A 21638-nucleotide genomic window follows, 5' to 3' on the forward strand; every position below is an offset into this window, starting at 1 on the left:
TCGGCAGCCGGCAAGGAACGGTCAGACTAACGCAGGCACATGACGCCCGGATATACGAAAAATCCGGGCGTCGCGTACGACTTAGAAACGTCGTAAATCGAGTGTCATCGGCAGCTCGTCGGAGGTTGTCAGGTTTGGTATAGGAAGTTTCCCCGGCGTATGTCCGATGCGGAAAAATCGCGCCATGCGCCGGCTCTCCGCTTCGTTGGCGTTGACCGGCAGCGTCTCGTAATTGCGCCCGCCCGGATGCGCGACGTGGTACTGGCAGCCGCCCAGCGAGCGTTGCATCCAGGTATCGAGCAAGTCGAACACTAGCGGTGCGTGCACCGGGATCGTCGGTTGCAGGCAGTTGGCCGGTTGCCACGCGCGGAAACGCACGCCGGCGACAAACTCGCCCACCCGCCCGCTCGGTTGCAACGGCACCGGGATGCCATTGCAGGTCAGCAGGTAACGCTGCGGCGGCAGCCCAGTAAGCTTGACCTGCAAGCGCTCCAGCGATGAGTCGACGTAACGCACCGTGCCGCCCGCCGCGCCCTCCTCGCCCAGCACATGCCAGGGTTCAAGGGCCTGACGCAATTCCAGCTCGATACCGTTGACCGCGTAATCGCCGACCTTGGGGAAACGAAACTCAAGGTGCGCCGCGAACCATTCGGCGCGCAGGGGATAACCGGCGTTGTTGAGTTCGACGATGACGTCGGCGAAGTCCTGCTCGATGAAATGCGGCAGCAGGAAGCGGTCGTGTAGCTCCGTGCCCCAGCGCACCAGTTTCGGTGGCACATAAGGCTCGCGCCAGAACCGCGCCACCAGCGCCCGCAACAACAGCTGCTGCGCCAGGCTCATGCGCGCATGGGGCGGCATCTCGAACGCACGCAACTCCAGCAGACCGAGGCGTCCGGTGGCGCCATCCGGTGAATACAGTTTGTCGATACAGAACTCGGCGCGATGGGTGTTGCCGGTGACGTCGATCAGTAGATTGCGCAGCAAGCGATCGACCAGCCACGGCGGACAGTCTTCTCCCGGCGCCGGCATCTGCGCGAACGCGATTTCCAGCTCATACAGCGCATCGTTGCGCGCTTCATCGACTCGCGGCGCCTGGGAGGTCGGGCCGATGAACAGGCCGGAAAACAGGTAGGACAGCGACGGATGGTTGTGCCAGTAGCTGATCAGACTGCGCAGCAGATCCGGACGGCGCAGAAACGGTGAATCGCCCGGTGTCGCGCCACCGAGGACGAAATGGTTGCCGCCGCCGGTTCCGGTATGTCGTCCGTCGACCATGAATTTCTCGGTGGACAGTCGGGTCTGGCGCGCTTCTTCGTACAGAAATTCGGTGCGCTCGACCAACTCGTCCCAGGTTGCCGACGGCTGCACGTTGACCTCGATCACGCCGGGATCCGGGGTGATGCGGAAATTGCTCAAGCGCGGATCGCTCGGTGGCTCGTAGCCCTCCAGCAATACCGGGCAATGAAGTTCCTCGGCGGTGGCTTCGATGGCGGCCACCAGCTCCAGATAATCTTCGACCCGCTCCAGCGGCGGCATGAACAGGTACAACCGACCCTCCCGGGCCTCGGCGCAGAACGCGGTGCGGGTCAGCCAGTCGGCGGACTCGTCGATCTTCGGCACACGCTCGTCCGCCGGAGCGGGCTCACGGTGATCGTTGAGCTGCGATGTTTCGGGCAGCTCGGGGAAATCCTGATTCGGATCGTTCGGATGAATGAACGGATACTCCGCCGCTTTCACCCAAGGCTGCGAACCCAACGGAAGGCGATAGCCCAGCGGTGAATCCCCCGGCACCAAGCGACAATGCTCATCGCGCAGATACCAGCGCCCGCTCTGCCATTGATCGCCCTTGGCGGTGCGCGCCAGCGGCAGCACCTGGCCGATGACATTGTCCAGCCCCTGACTGAACACCTTGCGCAGTCGCGCACGTTCCAGTGGCTCCTCCAGACGCGAGTCTTCAGCGCTGACGTTGCTCGGCAAGGCGCCTTCGCGCCAGAGGTAGTAGAAATTGTCCTCGTAGGCCGGAAACACAAAACGTGTCGGCAGCTTCAGGCGCTCGGCGACACTCGCCAGAAAGCGCCCGGCCAGTTCACCCGTGGCGCCGTAATCCTGCTGCTCATCGGCGATCAACGCGTTGTTGTGCCAGATCGGCACGCCGTCGCGGCGCCAGTAGCAATTCAGCGACCAGCGCGGCAGTTGTTCTCCGGGATACCACTTGCCCTGACCGAAATGCACCAGCCCCTTGGGCGCGTAATGTTTGCGCATGCGCTGGAACAGTTCGGCGGAGAGCCGGCGCTTGTCCGGGCCCAGCGCGGCGGTGTTCCATTCGGCGCCGTCGGGGTCGTCGATCGACACGAAGGTCGGTTCGCCGCCCATGGTCAGGCGCACGTCGCCTTCCAGCAGATCGGCATCGATCTGCCGGCCCAGCGCCTGGATCGCCAGCCATTGCTCATCGGTGTAGGGCTTGGTGACTCGCGGGGCTTCCCAGATCCGCTCCACGGACATTTCGTGGCTGAACTCGCACTCGCAAGGTTCCACCAGCCCATTGATCGGCGCCGCCGAGGATGGATCGGGACTGCAGGCCAGCGGGATATGCCCTTCACCGGCGAACAGTCCGGAGGTCGCATCAAGGCCGATCCAGCCGGCGCCGGGCAGATACACCTCGCACCACGCGTGCAGGTCGGTGAAGTCCACTTCGGTGCCGGACGGGCCGTCGAGGCTTTTCACGTCGGCGGTCAGTTGAATCAGGTAACCGGAAACGAAACGCGCTGCCAGTCCAAGGTTGCGCAGCAGTTGCACCAGCAGCCACGCCGAATCCCGGCAGGAACCGGAGGCATGCTCGAGGGTATGCTCCGGGGTTTGCACCCCCGGCTCCATACGAATCAGGTAATTGATGTCTTCGCTCAGACGCTGGTTGAGCGCCACCAGGAAGTCCACGGCCGGCAACGGCGTGCGGTCGATGGCGTCCAGATAGGCCTTGAATTTCGGCGTCAGCGGCAGGGTTTCGAGGTACGGCGCCAGCTCCTTGCGTTCATCGGCGGCGTAGGCGAAGGGGATTTTCTCGGCGTAGGGTTCGAGGAAAAAGTCGAACGGGTTGAACACCGCCATCTCGGCCAGCAGGTCGACCTCGATCCGCAGTTCGGCGGTTTTCTCGGGGAACACCAGCCGTGCGAGGTAGTTGCCCTGAGGATCCTGCTGCCAGTTGATGAAGTGCTGCTCGGGCGAGACTTTCAGTGAATAGGACAGAATCCGCGTGCGGCTGTGGGCAGCCGGGCGCAGCCGCACGATCTGCGGGCCGAGTTCGACAGCGCGGTCGTAGCGGTAATGCGTGACGTGATGCAATGCGACATGAATCGACACGGCGTGCCTCCTGCGAGCCCAAGCGTATTCGAAAGCGCGCAAGACTTATGCCATGCAGAGGCTTGGGCGCTTTCCCGGAATGCTTAGGGCAGTACAGCACCAAAATCGGGCGATGCGGTGAAATGGTTTGGCACAGTTGCACGCAAATGTTGCGAAGAGCCCCTCACCCTAACCCTCCCGAAACGTCGGACCGCCCGTAGGGAGAGGGAACTGACCGAGGTGGATGTTGGAAGTACGCCGACTTGAAAGTCTTCAGTCGAACTCAGGTCTGGAAAAAAGATCCCCGATCTGCTCCCTTCCCCCTCGCCCCCCTTGGGGGCGGTCCGACGTTTCGGGAGGGTTGGGGTGAGGGGGATGGATCTTGCAGACAACAAAAATCCAGCCTCAGAAATGCAAAACGCCAACCCGAAGGTTGGCGTTCTGTTCAGCTCAAATGCGTTTCAGCGCGGTACGACCGGCTTGCGTGCCGGTTTCGGCCCTTTGCCTTTCGCCGCTTCCTTGCGCTCCTTGGCGGCCTGCTGGTTGCGGGCGAATGCCGCGGCCTTGGCCTGCTCACGCTTGTCCCAAGGGTTGCCGCCGTCGCTGGCACGTGGAGGCAGACCGGTGTGCTGGGTGAGGATCTTGGTGGTCTTCTCTTTCGCGACCTTGTGGCTGCCGGCCGGCGTCGAGTTCTTGCGACGGGCACTCTGGTAGCTGTCGGTGGCCGGCTGGTGCAGCGGGATCAACTGGTTCTTGCCCGGCCCGATCAGGTCGGCGCGGCCCATGCGGGTCAGCGCTTCACGCAGCATCGGCCAGCCCTTCGGGTCGTGATAACGCAGGAACGCCTTGTGCAGACGACGCTGCTCTTCGCTCTTGACGATGGTTACGCCGTCGCTCTTGTAGGTGACCTTGCGCAGCGGGTTCTTGCCCGAGTGGTACATCGCGGTGGCGGTGGCCATCGGCGACGGGTAGAACGCCTGCACCTGGTCGGCACGGAAACCGTTGCCCTTGAGCCACAGGGCCAGGTTCATCATGTCTTCGTCGGTGGTGCCCGGGTGCGCGGCGATGAAGTACGGAATCAGGTACTGCTCTTTCCCGGCTTCCTTGGTGTACTTCTCGAACATGCGCTTGAAGCGATCGTAGGTGCCGATCCCCGGTTTCATCATCTGGTTGAGCGGACCTTCCTCGGTGTGTTCCGGGGCGATCTTCAGGTAACCGCCAACGTGGTGGGTCACCAGCTCCTTGACGTACTCCGGCGACTCGACCGCGAGGTCGTAACGCAGGCCGGAGGCGATCAGGATCTTCTTCACACCCGGCAACGCACGGGCGCTGCGATACAGCTGAATCAGCGACGAGTGGTCGGTGTTCAGGTTCGGGCAGATGCCCGGGAACACGCAGGACGGCTTGCGGCACGCGGATTCGATTTCCGGGCTCTTGCAGGCGATGCGGTACATGTTCGCGGTCGGGCCGCCGAGGTCGGAAATGACGCCGGTGAAACCCGGCACCTTGTCGCGGATCTCTTCGATTTCGCGAATGATCGACTCTTCGGAACGGTTCTGGATGATCCGGCCTTCGTGCTCGGTGATCGAGCAGAAGGTGCAGCCGCCAAAGCAGCCACGCATGATGTTCACCGAGAAACGGATCATGTCGTAGGCCGGGATCTTTTCCTTGCCATACGCAGGGTGCGGAACACGTGCGTAAGGCATGCCGAACACGTAGTCCATTTCTTCAGTGGTCATCGGAATCGGCGGCGGGTTGAACCAGACGTCGATCTCGCCATGCTTCTGCACCAGCGCACGGGCGTTGCCCGGGTTGGTTTCCAGGTGCAGCACGCGGTTGGCGTGGGCGTACAGAACCGGGTCGTTACGCACCTTTTCCATCGACGGCAGGCGGATCACGGTCTTGTCGCGGGTCATTTTCGGGCTGGCCAGGATCTGCACGACCTTGGCTTCTTCCGGATCTTCAACCGGACCCTTCTCCTGCTCGATCGCGCAAGCCTGAGTGTCCTGGGTGTTGACGTACGGGTTGATGATCTTGTCGATCTTGCCCGGACGGTCGATGCGCGTGGAGTCGACTTCGTACCAGCCCGCCGGAGTGTCGCGACGGATGAACGCGGTGCCGCGCACATCGGTGATGTCTTCGATCTTGTGACCGTAGGACAGACGCTGGGCGACTTCGACAATCGCCCGCTCGGCGTTGCCGTACAGCAGGATGTCGGCGCTGGCGTCGATCAGGATCGAGTTGCGCACGCGATCCTGCCAGTAGTCGTAGTGGGCGATGCGGCGCAGGGAGGCTTCGATGCCGCCGAGCACGATCGGCACATGCTTGTAGGCTTCCTTGCAGCGCTGGCTGTAAACCAAGCTCGCGCGGTCCGGACGTTTGCCCGCCATGCCGCCCGGGGTGTAGGCGTCGTCGGAACGGATTTTCTTGTCCGCGGTGTAGCGGTTGATCATCGAGTCCATGTTGCCGGCCGCGACGCCGAAGAACAGGTTCGGCTCGCCGAGCTTCATGAAGTCGTCTTTGGACTGCCAGTTGGGCTGCGCGATGATCCCGACGCGGAAGCCTTGCGACTCCAGCAGCCGGCCGATGATCGCCATGCCGAACGACGGGTGATCGACGTAGGCATCTCCCGTCACAATGATGATGTCGCAGGAATCCCAGCCAAGCTGATCCATCTCCTCCCTGCTCATCGGCAGGAATGGCGCCGGCCCGAAACATTCGGCCCAGTATTTTGGATAGTCAAATAACGGCTTGGCTGCTTGCATGTCGATGACCGGTGTTGAGGTGCAAAATCGCGGGCGCGGAATATAGCACAAAAAATGACCAATTCCGACGGCTGTGGTCGGAAATATCAGGCGCTTTCAGATGACGACAGACTTACTCGTCGTCGTCGAAGTTATAGCTGCCCGGCGCGAGGTTTTCGAAGCGCGTGTACTTGCCGATGAAGGCCAGGCGGATGAAGCCGATCGGGCCGTTCCGCTGCTTGCCGATGATGATCTCGGCGATGCCCTTGTGTTCGGTTTCCGGGTGATACACCTCGTCCCGGTACACGAACATGATCACGTCGGCGTCCTGCTCGATCGCTCCGGATTCCCGCAAGTCGGAGTTCACCGGACGCTTGTTGGGACGTTGTTCCAGGGAACGGTTGAGCTGCGACAGGGCGACTACCGGGCAGTTGAATTCCTTGGCCAGGGCTTTCAGGGATCGGGAGATCTCGGAAATCTCGTTGGTCCGGTTGTCACCGCTGGAGCCCGGGATCTGCATCAGCTGCAGGTAGTCGATCATGATCAGGCCGATGTCGCCGTGCTCGCGCACCAGACGCCGGGTTCGGGCGCGCATTTCCGAAGGGCTGATGCCGGCGGTGTCATCGATGAACAGCTTGCGGTCGTTGAGCAGGTTGACCGCCGAGGTCAGGCGCGGCCAGTCGTCGTCTTCAAGCTGGCCGGAACGCACCTTGGTCTGGTCGATACGGCCGAGGGACGACAGCATACGCATGATCAGCGATTCGCCTGGCATCTCGAGGGAGTACACCAGCACCACCTTGTCGCTGCGCAATACGGCGTTTTCCACCAGGTTCATCGCAAAGGTGGTTTTACCCATCGACGGACGACCGGCGACGATGATCAGGTCGGAAGGTTGCAGGCCGCTGGTCTTCTCGTCGAGGTCGGTGTAGCCGGTGGACAGGCCGGTGATCGCGTCGGCGGTGTTGAACAGGGTATCGATACGGTCGATGGCCTTGGTCAACAGGTCATTCACGCCCACCGGGCCGCCGGTTTTTGGCCGGGCCTCGGCAATCGCGAAAATCTGCCGCTCGGCTTCGTCGAGGATTTCCTCGGCGGTGCGACCTTCGGGGTTGAAGGCGCTGTCGGCAATTTCGGTGCTGATACCGATCAACTGACGCAACGTCGCACGCTGGCGGACGATCTGCGCATAGGCCTTGATGTTGGCGACGGACGGCGTGTTTTTCGCCAACTCGCCAAGGTAGCCGAGGCCGCCGACCTGCGAGGTCTGACCTTCCTTGTCCAGTTGCTCGGCAAGGGTCACGACGTCGATCGGCAGGTTCTGATCGGCCAGTTTGGCGATCGCACGGAAAATCAGACGGTGGTCATGTCGGTAGAAATCGCCGTCGGAGACTTGATCGAGCACGCGTTCCCAGGCGTTGTTGTCCAGCATCAGACCACCGAGCACGGCCTGTTCGGCCTCGATGGAATGCGGCGGCACCTTCAGCGCGGCGGTTTGCAGATCGTATTGCTCGGGAGCGGAGATTTCGTTCATGGCCACTTTTTAATCAGGAAAAGCAGGGAGTGCAGAAAGACAAAGGGCACGACCTGTAAACAGGATCGTGCCCGATGTTAACCGTCTGACGGACAAGCCGCCAGTCGATCAGGGTGTTGCTTAAGCTGCTACCACGACAACGCGTACGGTGGCTTCAACTTCGGCGTGCAGGTGCACAGCCACGTCGAATTCACCCACGTTGCGGATGGTGCCGTTCGGCAGACGAACTTCGCTTTTCGCAACTTCAACGCCGGAGGCGGTCAGTGCGTCAGCGATGTCGTGAGTACCGATCGAACCGAACAGCTTGCCTTCGTCGCCAGCGGTGGCAGTGATGGTCACTTCCAGCTCGGCCAGTTGGGCAGCACGGCTTTCAGCCGATGCTTTACGGTCTGCGGCGGCTTTTTCCAGCTCAGCGCGACGCTCTTCGAACGCAGCCAGGTTGGCAGCGGTCGCAGCGGTGGCTTTGCCGAAAGGCAGCAGGTAGTTACGGCCGTAACCGGCCTTAACGTTTACTTTGTCGCCCAGGTTGCCCAGGTTGGCGATTTTTTCCAGAAGGATCAGTTGCATGTGGAAATCCTCTTAACTTTTAACCTTCACCGTTCGCGTTATCGGTGTCTTTCGACACCCGACCGCGAAAATCAATCAGGCTGTCGACAATGGCCAGAACCACGAGCAACGGATAGATCAGCTGCATGAACAGCAACAGCGTCACGTACAACCCCACCAGCCAGAAACCGGCCAGTCGCCTTTGCGCCACCAGCCCGTGAATCAGGGCCAGCCCGGCGAACACCAACGGTACACTGCACAACGGCGTCAACATGGCCATCTGTGCACCGAGATTCGGGCCCAGAAGCATCAACGCCAGCAGTAACATCGCCGGCCCCAGCGGGATCCGGATGGCGCGAAACTCGCGACCAAAACCACCCGGGTTGTACAACAACGCCTGCCAGTAACGCCCGACAATCAGGCTCAGCACGCTGACGATCTGCAACAAAGCCGCAATCAGGCCGGTCAGGACCGGTGCGATCAGCGACGCGAAACGCGCCTGCTCGTCTACCGACAAATGTTGGTAGGCATCACCGAGAAGCGCGGGCATGACCTTTATCAAGGCCTGCGCCAGCATCTCGATCTGGGGCGCAAACGCCGCCCCGAGCACCACTGAAAACACCAGCCCCATGGCTACGCTGACCAGCAGCGTGCGGACCCAGGACTCGCTTGCGCGCAACACCAGCGCAAGCCCCGAAGACCCCAGCAGCACCAGAAGTGCCCGTGGGTCATCGGCATACAACCACCAGATCAATGCCGGCAGCAGTCCCAGCGACACGACGCCCAGGGCGTCGGTCAATCCGCGCCGCAGAAGCACCAGGCTCCCGGCGGCAGCACCCAACCAATACAACAACGGCAATGTTGCACACCCGGCCACTACGAGAGTGGCCTGCATACGGCCGCGCATGATGAACTCAGCTAAGGCACGCATGCATTCAATCCTTTGCTACTTGTCGACTGCCCGGTCTCAGCGGCCGTGGCTGTCGGTGTAGGCCAGCAGGGCCAGGAAGCGGGCGCGCTTGATAGCGGTGGCCAGCTGACGCTGATAACGAGCTTTGGTACCGGTGATGCGGCTTGGAACGATTTTGCCGGTCTCGGATACGTAGGCTTTCAGAGTGTTGAGATCTTTGTAATCGATCTCCTTCACGTCTTCAGCGGTGAAGCGGCAGAATTTACGACGACGGAAGAAACGTGCCATTTGATAGGCTCCTTAAAAGGTCCGTGGATTACTCGTCAGCGTTATCGCTGTTGTCGCTGTCGCTATCGCTGTCATCGCCATCGGCGCTGCCATCGTGCTCAGGACGTTCGCGACGCTCACGGCGCTCACTGCGGTTTTCTTCAGCCTTGAGCATCTCGGACTGGCCGGTAACGGCTTCGTCGCGACGGATGACCAGGTTACGGATCACTGCATCGTTGTAGCGGAAGTTGTCTTCCAGCTCGGCCAGGGCCTTGCCAGTGCACTCAACGTTCAGCATCACGTAGTGAGCCTTGTGAACATTGTTGATTGCGTAGGCCAGTTGACGACGGCCCCAGTCTTCCAGACGGTGGATTTTGCCGCCGTCTTCTTCGATCAGCTTGGTGTAACGCTCAACCATGCCGCCGACTTGCTCGCTCTGGTCAGGGTGGACCAGAAAGATGATTTCGTAATGACGCATGAATGCTCCTTACGGGTTGTAGCCTGCCGCTCAAAAACGGTCAGACAAGGAGTGAATGACACTTATGGACTTGCTGGCGCGGGGCACATGCATGCCTGCCGCCACAGCAAGGGGCGCAATTGTAGAGAAGGGACTGAAGAGGTGCAAGGCAATTGGTGATTATTTGAACAGTCACACTTTCTGCCACACCAGAAAACACTGTGGGAGCGAGTCTGCTCGCGATGGCGGCTTAACATCCAACAATGATGCTGAATGTAACTCCGCTTCGCGAGCAGGCTCGCTCCCACATTTATGACGGTGTAAAGCTTAAGCCTTCTTGGCAGCCGCCTTGGCCTTGGCGCCACGCTGGCGCTGGGCCTCGAACAGACACACGCCAGTTGCCACGGAAACGTTGAGACTGCTGACGCTACCGGCCATCGGCAGGTGCACCAGGTAATCGCAATGCTCGCGGGTCAGGCGACGCATGCCTTTGCCTTCGGCGCCCATGATCAGGATGGTCGGGCCGGTCAGGTCCTGGTCATAGATGCTGACTTCGGCCTCACCCGCTGTGCCGACAATCCACAACCCGCGCTGCTGAAGCTTTTCCAGGGTGCGCGCAAGGTTGGTGACGGCCACCAGCGGAATGACTTCCGCCGCGCCGCAAGCCACTTTACGCACCACAGGGGTCAGGGTGGCCGACTTGTCTTTTGGCACGATGACCGCCAGCGCACCGGCAGCATCCGCCGAACGCAGGCAGGCGCCGAGGTTGTGCGGGTCGGTCACGCCGTCGAGCACCAGCAACAGCGGCGCGCCTTCGGTGCGATCGAGCAGCTCGTCGAGCATCGCTTCGCCCCAGACCTGGCTCGGGCTGACGTCCGCTACCACACCCTGGTGCACGCCTTCGACCCAGGCGTCCATTTCGCGGCGCTCGGCCTGACCGATCTGGACCCGGTTTTCATTGGCCAGCTCGATCAGTGTCTGCACGCGCGGATCGTTGCGGCTTTCAGCCAGCCAGATCTGCTTGACGCGTTTAGGGTGGTGACGCAGCAACGCTTCTACCGCGTGAACGCCGTAGATTTTTTCCAACTGACTCATGACTTCGCCTTCGGTTTACGCGCCCCGCCACTTTTGGCTGGAGCGGAACCCGCTTTCGGCGGGCCTTTACGGTGTTTGCTCGGTTTGGCTGGCTTGCCGCCGGAGGCCTTTTCAGGCGCCGACCGTCCGGTCTTTCCCCCGGACGCCGCTTTACCACCGTTTTTGGCGTCGGCCAGCAAGGCCTTCTTCATTTCACGGCTTTTGCGCAGTTCGGCGTTTTTCGCCACGGCATCGCTCGGGCGATAAGCCTCGGCAACCTTTTCCTTGGCCGGACGACGGCTGGCGGTTTTTGCCGGAACCTTTTCTTCCACAACCTTGGCTGCAGGAGCAGTCGTTTCAGCGCCACGCTTCTTGCGGCCGATCGGCGCGCTGATGGTTTTTTCAGCCATCTCGAAGTCGATCTTGCGCTCGTCGAGATCGACGCGCATCACGCGCACTTCAACGGTATCGCCAAGACGGAAGCTGCGTCCGGTGCGCTCGCCCGCCAGGCGGTGGTGCACAGGGTCGAAGTGGTAGTAGTCGCCCGGCAGTGCGGTGACGTGCACCAGACCTTCGACGTAGATGTCGGTCAGTTCGACGAACAGCCCGAAACCGGTCACCGCAGTGATCACGCCCGGGAACGATTCGCCCACGCGGTCTTTCATGAACTCGCACTTGAGCCAGTTCACCACGTCGCGGGTCGCTTCGTCGGCACGGCGCTCGCTCATCGAGCACTGCTCGCCGAGCTGCTCCAGTGCTGCTTCGTCGTACGGATAGATGCGCGCCTTCGGAATGGTCATCGCCCCGGCACGACGAACGTGCGGAGTGTCCTGTTTCGAATGGATCACGCTGCGGATCGCCCGGTGCGTGAGCAGGTCCGGGTAACGACGGATCGGCGAGGTGAAGTGGGTATAGGCTTCGTAATTCAGGCCGAAGTGGCCTTCGTTCTGGGCGCTGTACACCGCCTGGCTCAGGGAGCGCAGCATCACGGTCTGGATCAGGTGGAAATCCGGACGGTCCTTGATGCTGGCCAACAGGGCCTGATAGTCCTTCGGCGACGGACCGTCCTTGCCTTTGTGCAGGGACAGACCGAGCTCACCGAGGAACGCGCGCAGTTTTTCCAGGCGCTCCGGTGGCGGGCCGTCGTGGACGCGGTACAGCGCAGGGATTTCGTGCTTCTTCAGGAATTCGGCAGTGGCCACGTTGGCCGCCAGCATGCATTCCTCGATCAGCTTGTGCGCGTCGTTACGGGTGGTCGGACGGATCTCGGCAATCTTGCGCTCGGAACCGAAGATGATCCGGGTTTCCTGCGTTTCGAAATCGATCGCGCCACGTACGTGACGGGCAGCCAGCAACACCTTATACAGCGCGTAGAGCTGCTTGAGGTGCGGCAAGACGTCGGTGTATTCACCGCGCAGCTTGCGACCTTCGGTAGCCTTCGGCGTTTCCAGCATCGCACTGACCTTGTTATAGGTCAGACGGGCGTGGGAATGGATCACTGCTTCATAGAAGCAGTAGTCGGTCATTTCGCCGGACTTGGAGATGGTCATCTCGCAAACCATGGCCAGACGATCGACATGTGGATTCAACGAGCACAGGCCGTTGGAGAGCTGCTCCGGCAGCATCGGCACCACGCGCTCGGGGAAATACACCGAGTTGCCGCGCACCTGGGCTTCATTGTCCAGGGCCGAACCGATCTTCACGTAGCTGGAAACGTCGGCAATCGCCACGTACAACTTCCAGCCGCCGGAGAACAGGCGCAGCTTGCCGGGTTTGGCTTCGCAGTAGACCGCGTCGTCGAAGTCGCGGGCATCTTCGCCGTCAATGGTGACGAACGGCAGATGGCGCAGGTCGACGCGCTTCTCTTTGTCTTTCTCTTCGACTTCCGGCTTGAGCTTGCCGGCCTCCTTCAGAACGGCTTCAGGCCAGACGTGCGGAATGTCGTAGGTGCGCAGGGCAACATCGATTTCCATGCCCGGCGCCATGTAGTTGCCGACGACTTCGATCACATCGCCTTGCGGCTGGAAGCGCGGAGTCGGCCAGTGGGTGATTTTCACCTCGACGAACTGACCGATCTGGGCGTTGGCGTTGCGGCCCGGGGTGACCAGCACTTCCTGCTGGATCTTCGGGTTGTCCGCGACGACGAAGCCGATACCGCCTTCTTCGAAATAGCGGCCGACGATGCTTTCGTGGGCACGGGACACCACTTCGACGATCACGCCTTCGCGACGACCGCGACGGTCCAGACCGGACACACGAGCCAACGCACGGTCGCCATCGAACACCAGACGCATTTGCGCCGGGCTCATGAACAGGTCGTCGGAGCCGTCATCCGGCACCAGGAAGCCGAAGCCGTCGCGGTGACCACTGATGCGACCGAGGATCAGGTCGAGCTTGTCCACCGGCGCATACGTGCCACGGCGGGTGTAGATCAGTTGAGCGTCGCGCTCCATGGCGCGCAGGCGGCGGCGCAGGGCTTCGATCTGGTCTTCTGTGGTCAGACCAAACTCTTCGACCAGTTGCTCGCGGGCAGCAGGCGAACCCCGATCAGCAAGGTGCTGAAGGATCAGTTCGCGGCTGGGAATAGGGTTTTCATATTTTTCCGCTTCACGAGCGGCCTCGGGATCGAGGGACTGCCAATCGGCCATTAGAGAGTTTTCACCTTGTCTATATGCGGGTTAGTTTGGCATAGGCGCCATCAAACGGGAAATTTCCGACTATATAAGACGCGTCTGGAGCCTTGTATCGACGCCTGGAGGGCGTTTTGAACACCGCTGGTAAAAAAAATCATTTTTTTTGCTGGCAGGGGTTTACAGTTAAAAAGGCGCTCCGTATAGTGCGCGCCATCGACGACGTACACACGTTGACGAGATGCCCAGGTGGTGAAATTGGTAGACACGCCAGCTTCAGGTGCTGGTGACCTTACGGTCGTGGAAGTTCGAGTCTTCTCCTGGGCACCAATTTCGAGTTTGAGACTAGATCAGTTTCAAGACTCACACAAAAACCCGCGAAAGCGGGTTTTTTGCATTCTGCGCCCCGCCTTTTTCTGAAAATGATTTATTAAAATCAAATCAGGGGTTTACAGATCAAAAGGCGCTCCGTATAGTGCGCCACATCAACAGCGGCAACGCTGAAGATGAAGCCCAGATGGTGAAATTGGTAGACACGCCAGCTTCAGGTGCTGGTGACCTTACGGTCGTGGAAGTTCGAGTCTTCTTCTGGGCACCAATTCAAATTCAAGGTCACGATCTTGAATCTCACAAAAACCCGCGAAAGCGGGTTTTTGCGTTTCCGGGGTCTGGAAAATCCTGGAGCCCAACGTCTACCAGACCCACCTCCTCCCCGCAAGGCGCACTTGAGAAACAATATCGTTTATCATTGTTGCAAGTTTTTGCAATGCGACAGTGAGGAACCCTGCGAATGATGTTTCGAAATACCCTGCGCCGCGGCTTGACCTTCACCCTGCTCGGCCTGGCACTCGCCACTCCCCTCACCCAGGCTGCCGACGCGGTTTCCCTGACTCTCTACAACGGTCAACACAAGGAAGTCGGCGACGCGATCGCCAAAGCCTTCGAAGCCAAGACCGGCATTCACGTCAATGTACGCAAGGGCAGCAGCAATCAGCTGGCTAGCCAGATCATCGAAGAAGGCGACCGCTCCCCTGCCGACGTCATCTACACCGAAGAATCCCCGCCGCTGAACAACCTCGGCGAACAAGGCCTGCTGGCCAAGGCCGACGACGCGACCCTGGCTGTTCTGCCGAAAGAATACGTCGCCGGCAACGGCACCTGGATCGGCGTCACCGCCCGGGTTCGCGTAGTCGCCTTCAATCCGAAACTGATCGACGAAAAAGACCTGCCGAAATCGGTGCTGGATTTCGCCGACCCGCAGTGGCAAGGCAAGGTCGGTTTCGTCCCGACCAGCGGCGCCTTCCAGGAACAGGCTGTCGCCATCATCAAAAAACACGGCCGTGAAGCCGCCGAAGAATGGCTGACCGGCCTGCGCGCCTTCGGCAAGACCTACAGCAACAACATGGTCGCCCTCAAAGCTGTGGAAAACGGCGAAGTCGCCACCGTGCTGGTGAACAACTACTACTGGTTCGCCCTGCAACGGGAAAAAGGCCAGCTTGATTCCAAATTGCACTACTTCACCGGCGGTGACGTTGGCGGCCTGATCACCGTTTCCAGCGCAGCCGTGCTGAAATCCAGCAAACATCCAAAAGAAGCCCAGCAATTCCTCGCCTACATGGCCAGCGAAGAAGGCCAGCGCGTGATCACCCAGACCACCGCCGAATACCCGCTGCACAAAGGCATGGAATCGGATCGCGGCCTCAAGCCGTTCAGCGAACTGGAAGCACCGGACGTCACGCCGGCCGATCTCGGTAATGCCGAAGAAGCGCTGGATCTGGAACGCGAAGTTGGCCTGAACTGATGACCGCAACGTTATCCGCCCCCGCTACACGCGGAGGTTACGTGCCACGGCGCAAGCGGCCGTCGATCTGGCTGGTGCTGCCGGTGTTGTTGCTGGTGGTCATGAGCCTGTTGCCGCTGGCCTATGTCGGGCTCAAAGCCTGGCAGGCGGGCTGGACCGAGGCGCTGCACTTGCTCTGGCGCCCGTATGTATTCGGCCTGCTGCGCAATACGCTGGCGCTGATGGTTGGCGTAACCGTGACCTGTGGCGTGATCGGCCTGTCGCTGGCCTGGTTGCTGGAGCGCAGCAATCTGCCGGGCCGACGGCTGTGGGGCGTGATTCTTTGCCTGCCGTTCGCAGTGCCGGCATTTGTCAGCAGCTTTACCTGGGTTTCGCTCAGCGCGCAGTTCGAAGGACTCGGCGGGGCGATCCTGGTGATGAGCCTGTCGAAGTACCCGCTGATCTTTCTGCCGGTGGCCGCCACACTGCGCAATCTTGATCCTTCTCTTGAGGAATCGGCTCGCACGCTGGGCCAGAATCGCTGGGGTGTGTTTTTCCGCGTCACCCTGCCCCTGCTCTGGCCCTCGCTGCTGGCCGGCTCGTTGCTGATCGCATTGCACATGCTCGTGGAATTCGGCGCACTGTCGATCATTGGCCTGCAAACTTTCACCACCGCGATCTATCAGCAATTCGAACTGGAATTCAGCAATGCCAACGCGGCGATGCTGTCGGCGGTATTGCTGGCGCTGTGCTTGTTGCTGTTGTGGCTGGAGCTGCGCATTCGCGGCAAAGGCCGTCATGTGCGCACCGGCCAGGGCGCGGCGCGTCAGGCTGAACAAGTGCGACTCGGGCCCTGGGCGATCGCCGGTCAGCTTTATTGTCTGATGCTGGCGATTGTCGGCAGCGGGATTCCGCTGGGCATGCTGGCTTACTGGCTCGCCGTGGGATCGTCAGCGGCATTCCCGATTGCGGCGATCACCGAAGCCTTGCTGTCTTCATTGGCGCTGTCGCTGGGTGGCGCGGGATTGTGCCTGGTGCTGGCAGTGCCGGTCGGGTTGCTGGTAGTGCGCTACAAAGGCCAACTGGCGATCTGGGCCGAGCGCCTGCCCTATCTGCTGCACGCCCTGCCGGGATTGGTGATCGCGCTGACGCTGGTGTATTTCGCCCTGCATTACGTGCCGGCGCTGTACCAGACCTCCGCGCTGTTGCTGATCGCCTATGCACTGCTGTTTTTGCCGCTGGCTCAGGCACCGATCCGCACGGCGCTGAACAAGGCGGCACCGCAACTCGAAGAAGCCGCCCGCACGCTGGGTGCCTCTTCGTTCACGGCGTTCTGCCGAGTGACCCTGCCGATCATCTTCCCGGCACTGGGCGCAGCCTTTGCGCTGGTGTTTCTGGATGCAATGAAGGAACTGACGGCGACATTGCTGCTGAGCCCGACCGGGCTCAACACATTGGCGACTGAAGTCTGGGCGCACACCGCGAATGTCGAGTTCGCAGCGGCGGCGCCTTATGCGGCGTTGTTGATTGTGGTGTCTGGACTGCCGGTGTATCTACTGACGACCCGGATGTATTTGAGCCGATAAAAAAATCGCAGCCGAGGCTGCGATTTTTTTTGCCCACACTATCAGGCCCGGAACTGCCCCAGACTGGCCTTGAGCTGCGCCGCCAGACCATCCAGCACCTTGCCGCTGGCCGTGGTCTCGACCACCGCCTGTGCAGCTTTTTCGGCCTGGGCATGAATCGTCTCGACACGCCCACGCACAGCCTGCGCGCCCTGCGCCTGATGCGCCGCGGCCTGAGTCGCCAGGCCAATCGCCGCATGCACCTGCTCGACCGACGCCTGCACCGACTGCTGCAACCGCGCGCTGTCACGCAGCACCAGCAAGCCTTCGCTGGCCTGACGCCCGGCCTGACCGATCGCCTCCACCGCCTCACGGGCGCCCTGCTGCAAGGCCACGATGTGCGCCTGAATGTCGCCGGTGGAGCTTTGAGTCTTGCTCGCCAGCGCGCGGACTTCATCCGCCACCACTGCAAACCCGCGTCCGGTTTCACCGGCCCGGGCCGCTTCGATGGCCGCGTTGAGCGCCAGCAGGTTGGTCTGCTCGGCGATGCCGTGAATCACGGTCAGCACCACTTCGATCTGCTCGCTCTGCTGCGCCAGCCGCTCGATAACTTTCGCCCCGGTATCGACCTGCCCCGCCAGCGCCTCGATCAGGCTGCCGACCTTGGCCGAAGTGCGAGTGTTCTCGTCAGTGGCCTGACGAATATCCACCACCTGCTTCAACGCCGCCTGCATCGCATGGCTTTCCGATTGCGCTTCGTCGGCCATTTGCGACAGAGCCCGCAGACTTTCGGCGACTTCATCACGCTGCATCCCCGCCGCTGCGTCAGCGCCAGCATTGCGCAGAGTCATCGCGCCGATTTCCACACCGGTACGCTGAGCCACATCCCCGGCCTCGCGCACGATCGGCTGCAACTTGTCCACAAAGCGATTGACCGCCGAGGCCATGTCGCCGATTTCGTCCTTGCTGTTGATCTGCACGCGCTTGGTCAGATCGCCCTCGCCCGCTGCCAGATCATCCATGGCGGCGTTGAGCATTTTCAGGCGATTGACCACTCGATGACCGAGCACCACCGCCAGCAGCAACAGCACCCCGGCACCGACCAGCGCCAGGCCCATGCCGATGCGCCAACGCAGGGTTGCCGCAGCGTCCTGTACGGTACTGGTGGTGTTGGCCTTCATTTCGGCAGCCGTGGACTGCGCCGATTGCAGGCGCGCACGCATGGCGGTGGCGCTGTCGGCAGCGGCGCCCTTGAGGCTGTCGCCGACCAGTTGATCGCTGCTGGCAATCAACGCCGTGAAGCGCTGATCGAGCGCCGCCAGATCGGTTTCGACCGAAGCGGTCGAGACGCCCATCAGCACCTTGCCGATTTCCACGCCATTGGGGTTGATCGAGGCTTCGAGGTAGTAGACCGACGGATCGTTCTTCGCCGCATCCAGCACTTTATCCAGCGCCCGCTCGCCCTGGCCTTTTTCCAAAAGGGCCTTGTTGATCGGGTTTTCGCGGTTGAGGTAGCGGGTCAGATGCTGGCCGGTGGCGTCGTCATACACCACGAACAGCACGTTGGGATTGCGCTGGGCCCGGCGGGCGAATTCGGACAGGGTCGGCACGTCGCTGTCCCACATGGCGCGAGGCGCCACCGAGGCCAGCAACTGGGCCATGTCATTGGCCGAATCCTTCAGGTCTTTTTCCAGAGTCGCACGCAACTGCACCTGCTCTTCCTTCAGACGCGAGGAAAGACCAGCGGTAAGACGCTGACGAGTACTTGAGGAGAGATTGTCGAGGCTCGACGTGACTTCGCGCCCGGCCTGCTCCAGCTCACCGGACAACTTCTGGCTGTCGGCGCCCAGGCGAGTGCCGAGATCGGCTTCCAGCGCGGTGACGGTGCTCCGCGTCAGGGCGACGGCCACCAGCACTTGCACCAAAAGGGCGATACCAAGGGTAACGAACACAGGCCGCAACAAACGGCTTTGTAACAGTGAGAGAACGGCTGACACTTTGAATCCCTCTACTTCTGACGCCATTAATTTGATGGCACTCTTGTAGACAGAATCACAGCAAAGGTCATGCCGTCCAACAGGCATAAACGACAAAGGCCCCGATGAAGGGGCCTTTGTGTTTTTACATCAACGACTTATCAAGCGAACGGATGACGCAGAACGATGGTTTCGTTGCGGTCCGGGCCCGTCGAAATAATGTCGGTCGGCGCGCCGATCAACTCTTCAACGCGTTTGATGTAGGCACGAGCGTTAGCCGGCAACTCTTCCAGGGTCTTGGCGCCCACGGTCGATTCGGTCCAGCCTGGCACTTCTTCGTACACAGGCTGCAGGCCCACGTAGCTGTCAGCGTCAGTCGGGGCAACAGCGTTGCCTTGTGCATCTTTGTAGCCGACGCAGATGTTGATGGTTTCCAGGCCGTCGAGCACATCCAGCTTGGTCAGGCAGATGCCCGAGATGCTGTTCACATCGATAGCGCGACGCAGGATAACGGCGTCGAACCAGCCGCAACGACGGGCACGGCCGGTGGTAGCACCGAACTCGTGACCTTGCTTGGCCAGGTGCGCACCGACTTCGTCGAACAGCTCGGTCGGGAACGGACCCGAACCTACGCGAGTGGTGTAAGCCTTGGTGATGCCCAGGATGTAGTCCAGGAACATCGGGCCAACGCCCGAACCGGTCGCCACGCCACCAGCGGTGGTGTTGGAGCTGGTCACGTACGGGTAGGTGCCGTGGTCGATGTCGAGCAACGAACCCTGGGCGCCTTCGAACATGATGTCTTTGCCGGCGCGACGCAGGTCGTGCAGCTCGGCAGTCACGTCCAGCATCAGCGGCTTGAGCAGCTCGGCGTATTCCTTGCACTCGGCCAGGGTCTTTTCGAACTCGATGGCAGGCTCTTTGTAATAACCGACCAGCATGAAGTTGTGGTAGTCCACCAGTTCACGCAGCTTGTCTTCAAAGCGCGGCATGTTGAGCAGATCGCCAACACGCAGACCGCGACGTGCAACCTTGTCTTCGTAAGCCGGGCCGATGCCGCGACCGGTCGTACCGATCTTCAGCTCGCCACGGGCCTTTTCACGGGCCTGGTCCAGCGCCACGTGGAAGGACAGGATCAGCGGGCAGGAAGGGCTGATACGCAGGCGCTCGCGCACCGGTACGCCTTTCTCTTCCAGCTTGGTGATCTCGCGCAGCAGGGCGTCAGGTGCAACCACCACGCCGTTGCCGATCAGGCACTGCACGCCTTCGCGCAGCACGCCCGACGGGATCAGGTGCAAGACGGTTTTTTCACCGTCGATCACCAGAGTGTGGCCGGCGTTGTGGCCACCCTGGTAGCGCACTACGGCGGCAGCATGTTCGGTCAGCAGATCAACGATCTTGCCTTTGCCCTCATCACCCCATTGGGTGCCCAGGACTACGACATTCTTACCCATAACACTTGTCCTCATTCGCGCAAACTTGGTGCCGGCGTCAGCCGGCAGGAAAACTCAAGAAGCCAGTGGCGATACTTGCCAAAGCCCGTTCTGCTGGATCAATTGCCGGTCGCAGTCCGCATCACGGGCGGCGGCCAAAGGTTGTCCAGGCAATGCCTGAACGACACGCTGACCCTCACTGCGCAACTGGCAAACCTGCTGCCAGAGTGCCGCATCCGTACTGTCAGGCATCCAGATACCGCCAGACGGTAGCTCGATCTCAGCACGCCCCAGGGTCACCAGGGTTTTCAAATCGGTGGAGAAGCCGGTGGCCGGACGGGCGCGACCGAAGTCGGCGCCGATGTCGTCGTAGCGACCGCCCTGGGCGATGGACTGACCAACACCCGGCACGAACACCGCGAACACCACACCGGTGTGGTAGTGATAACCACGCAGCTCGCCCAGGTCGAAGTACAGCGGCAGCTCCGGGAAGCGCACCGACAGACGCTCGGCGATCGCCAGCAAATCTTCCAGTGCCGCCAGTACCGGCGCCGGCGCATTGGCCAGACGCTCACGGGCAGCGGTCAGTACCTCACGGCCGCCGCACAGGTCGACCAGCGCGCGCAACATGCCCGACAGATCGGCCGGCAGGCCTTCGGTCAAGGTAATGACCTCGTCGATGGCCTTGCGTTGCAACGCATCGAACAACTGCTGCTCGACTTCACCCGACAGACCGGCCGCCTGGGCCAGACCGCGGTAGATGCCGACATGCCCGAGGTCCATGTGCACGTCCGGCACGTCGGCCAGTTGCAGCATGGCCAGCATCAGGCTGATGACTTCGACGTCGCTGCTCGGGCTGGCATCGCCGTACAACTCGGCACCCAACTGGATCGGGCTGCGCGAGGATGACAAGGCACGCGGCTGGGCATGCAGCACACTGCCGGCGTAGCACAGACGGCTCGGGCCTTCGCGACGCAGGGTGTGCGCATCGATACGCGCCACTTGCGGCGTGATGTCGGCACGGAAACCCATCTGCCGGCCCGATTGCGGGTCGATGACCTTGAAGGTACGCAGATCCAGATCCTGGCCCGCGCCGGTCAGCAGGGATTCCAGGTACTCGATATGGGGAGTCACGACAAACTCGTAACCCCAGCTCTGGAACAGATCCAACACCTGACGACGCGCGACTTCAATGCGCGCCGCTTCCGGTGGCAGTACTTCTTCGATGCCATCTGGCAGCAGCCAGCGGTCTACCGTTGCCATTACGCCATTCCCCTTAGATCCGGGCGGCCAGCCCGAGGGCGAGCCTTGAGTGAAGCAGAAAATGACCGGCCCGTTCAAAACGCACGCGCATGAACGACGCGGCGAAAGGCCGTTACCGGCTTCGCCCAT

The 21638-nt window shown here is 61.3% G+C and carries 14 protein-coding genes and 2 tRNA genes; 4 read left to right on the plus strand and 12 right to left on the minus strand.

The window, feature by feature from the left end; all coding sequences use genetic code 11:
* Positions 1–81 precede the first annotated feature (81 nt).
* From M5G18_RS23335 to rnr, 9 genes are all read right to left on the minus strand, one after another.
* Positions 82–3357 (minus strand): transglutaminase family protein, encoded by a 3276-nt coding sequence (locus M5G18_RS23335; protein WP_273897061.1) that lies wholly within the window; start codon positions 3355–3357, stop codon positions 82–84.
* 440 nt (positions 3358–3797) lie between these two features.
* On the minus strand, positions 3798–6101 hold the full coding sequence (locus M5G18_RS23340) for a YgiQ family radical SAM protein (protein WP_007950699.1): 2304 nt from the start codon (positions 6099–6101) through the stop codon (positions 3798–3800).
* A 112-nt stretch (positions 6102–6213) separates the two neighbouring features.
* Positions 6214–7611 carry a replicative DNA helicase gene (dnaB, locus tag M5G18_RS23345; protein WP_179692852.1) on the minus strand — a complete coding sequence of 466 codons (1398 nt, stop codon included), beginning with the start codon at positions 7609–7611 and terminating at the stop codon, positions 6214–6216.
* A 120-nt stretch (positions 7612–7731) separates the two neighbouring features.
* On the minus strand, positions 7732–8178 hold the full coding sequence (rplI, locus tag M5G18_RS23350; protein ID WP_003186385.1) for a 50S ribosomal protein L9: 447 nt from the start codon (positions 8176–8178) through the stop codon (positions 7732–7734).
* A gap of 19 nt (positions 8179–8197) precedes the next feature.
* Entirely contained in the window at positions 8198–9088 is an 891-nt protein-coding gene (locus tag M5G18_RS23355; RefSeq protein WP_273897060.1) for a YybS family protein, read from the minus strand.
* 36 nt (positions 9089–9124) lie between these two features.
* Complete coding sequence (rpsR, locus tag M5G18_RS23360; protein WP_002551829.1) at positions 9125–9355, minus strand: 30S ribosomal protein S18; 231 nt, start codon at positions 9353–9355, stop codon at positions 9125–9127.
* A gap of 28 nt (positions 9356–9383) precedes the next feature.
* Entirely contained in the window at positions 9384–9812 is a 429-nt protein-coding gene (gene rpsF / locus M5G18_RS23365; protein ID WP_007950702.1) for a 30S ribosomal protein S6, read from the minus strand.
* 306 nt (positions 9813–10118) lie between these two features.
* Complete coding sequence (gene rlmB / locus M5G18_RS23370; RefSeq protein WP_007950704.1) at positions 10119–10886, minus strand: 23S rRNA (guanosine(2251)-2'-O)-methyltransferase RlmB; 768 nt, start codon at positions 10884–10886, stop codon at positions 10119–10121.
* Positions 10883–13513 carry a ribonuclease R gene (gene rnr / locus M5G18_RS23375; RefSeq protein ID WP_273897059.1) on the minus strand — a complete coding sequence of 877 codons (2631 nt, stop codon included), beginning with the start codon at positions 13511–13513 and terminating at the stop codon, positions 10883–10885. Before rnr ends, rlmB begins: the two co-directional genes overlap by 4 nt.
* A gap of 225 nt (positions 13514–13738) precedes the next feature.
* Between rnr and M5G18_RS23380 the strand changes: the two genes are divergently transcribed.
* The 4 genes from M5G18_RS23380 (at position 13739) to M5G18_RS23395 (ending at position 16861) form a co-directional block, all read left to right on the plus strand.
* Positions 13739–13825 (plus strand) — tRNA-Leu (locus tag M5G18_RS23380).
* Between the two features lie 181 nt (positions 13826–14006).
* Positions 14007–14093: transfer RNA gene (locus M5G18_RS23385), tRNA-Leu, on the plus strand.
* Between the two features lie 192 nt (positions 14094–14285).
* The gene (locus M5G18_RS23390) at positions 14286–15296 is read left to right on the plus strand and encodes an iron ABC transporter substrate-binding protein (protein ID WP_273897058.1); all 1011 of its coding nucleotides are present in this window, start codon (positions 14286–14288) and stop codon (positions 15294–15296) included.
* The gene (locus M5G18_RS23395) at positions 15296–16861 is read left to right on the plus strand and encodes an ABC transporter permease (protein ID WP_273897057.1); all 1566 of its coding nucleotides are present in this window, start codon (positions 15296–15298) and stop codon (positions 16859–16861) included. The genes M5G18_RS23390 and M5G18_RS23395 overlap by 1 nt, the downstream gene beginning before the upstream one ends.
* A 41-nt stretch (positions 16862–16902) precedes the next feature.
* Here M5G18_RS23395 and M5G18_RS23400 read toward each other — a convergent pair whose 3' ends face one another.
* The 3 genes from M5G18_RS23400 to M5G18_RS23410 form a co-directional block, all read right to left on the minus strand.
* Entirely contained in the window at positions 16903–18837 is a 1935-nt protein-coding gene (locus M5G18_RS23400) for a methyl-accepting chemotaxis protein (protein WP_273897056.1), read from the minus strand.
* A 140-nt stretch (positions 18838–18977) separates the two neighbouring features.
* Positions 18978–20267 carry an adenylosuccinate synthase gene (locus tag M5G18_RS23405; RefSeq protein ID WP_273897055.1) on the minus strand — a complete coding sequence of 430 codons (1290 nt, stop codon included), beginning with the start codon at positions 20265–20267 and terminating at the stop codon, positions 18978–18980.
* Positions 20268–20321: 54 nt separating this feature from the next.
* Entirely contained in the window at positions 20322–21509 is a 1188-nt protein-coding gene (locus M5G18_RS23410; RefSeq protein ID WP_007950716.1) for an ATP phosphoribosyltransferase regulatory subunit, read from the minus strand.
* Positions 21510–21638: the final 129 nt, after the last annotated feature.

Source organism: Pseudomonas aphyarum (genome assembly GCF_028657055.1).
Lineage (GTDB): Bacteria > Pseudomonadota > Gammaproteobacteria > Pseudomonadales > Pseudomonadaceae > Aquipseudomonas > Aquipseudomonas aphyarum.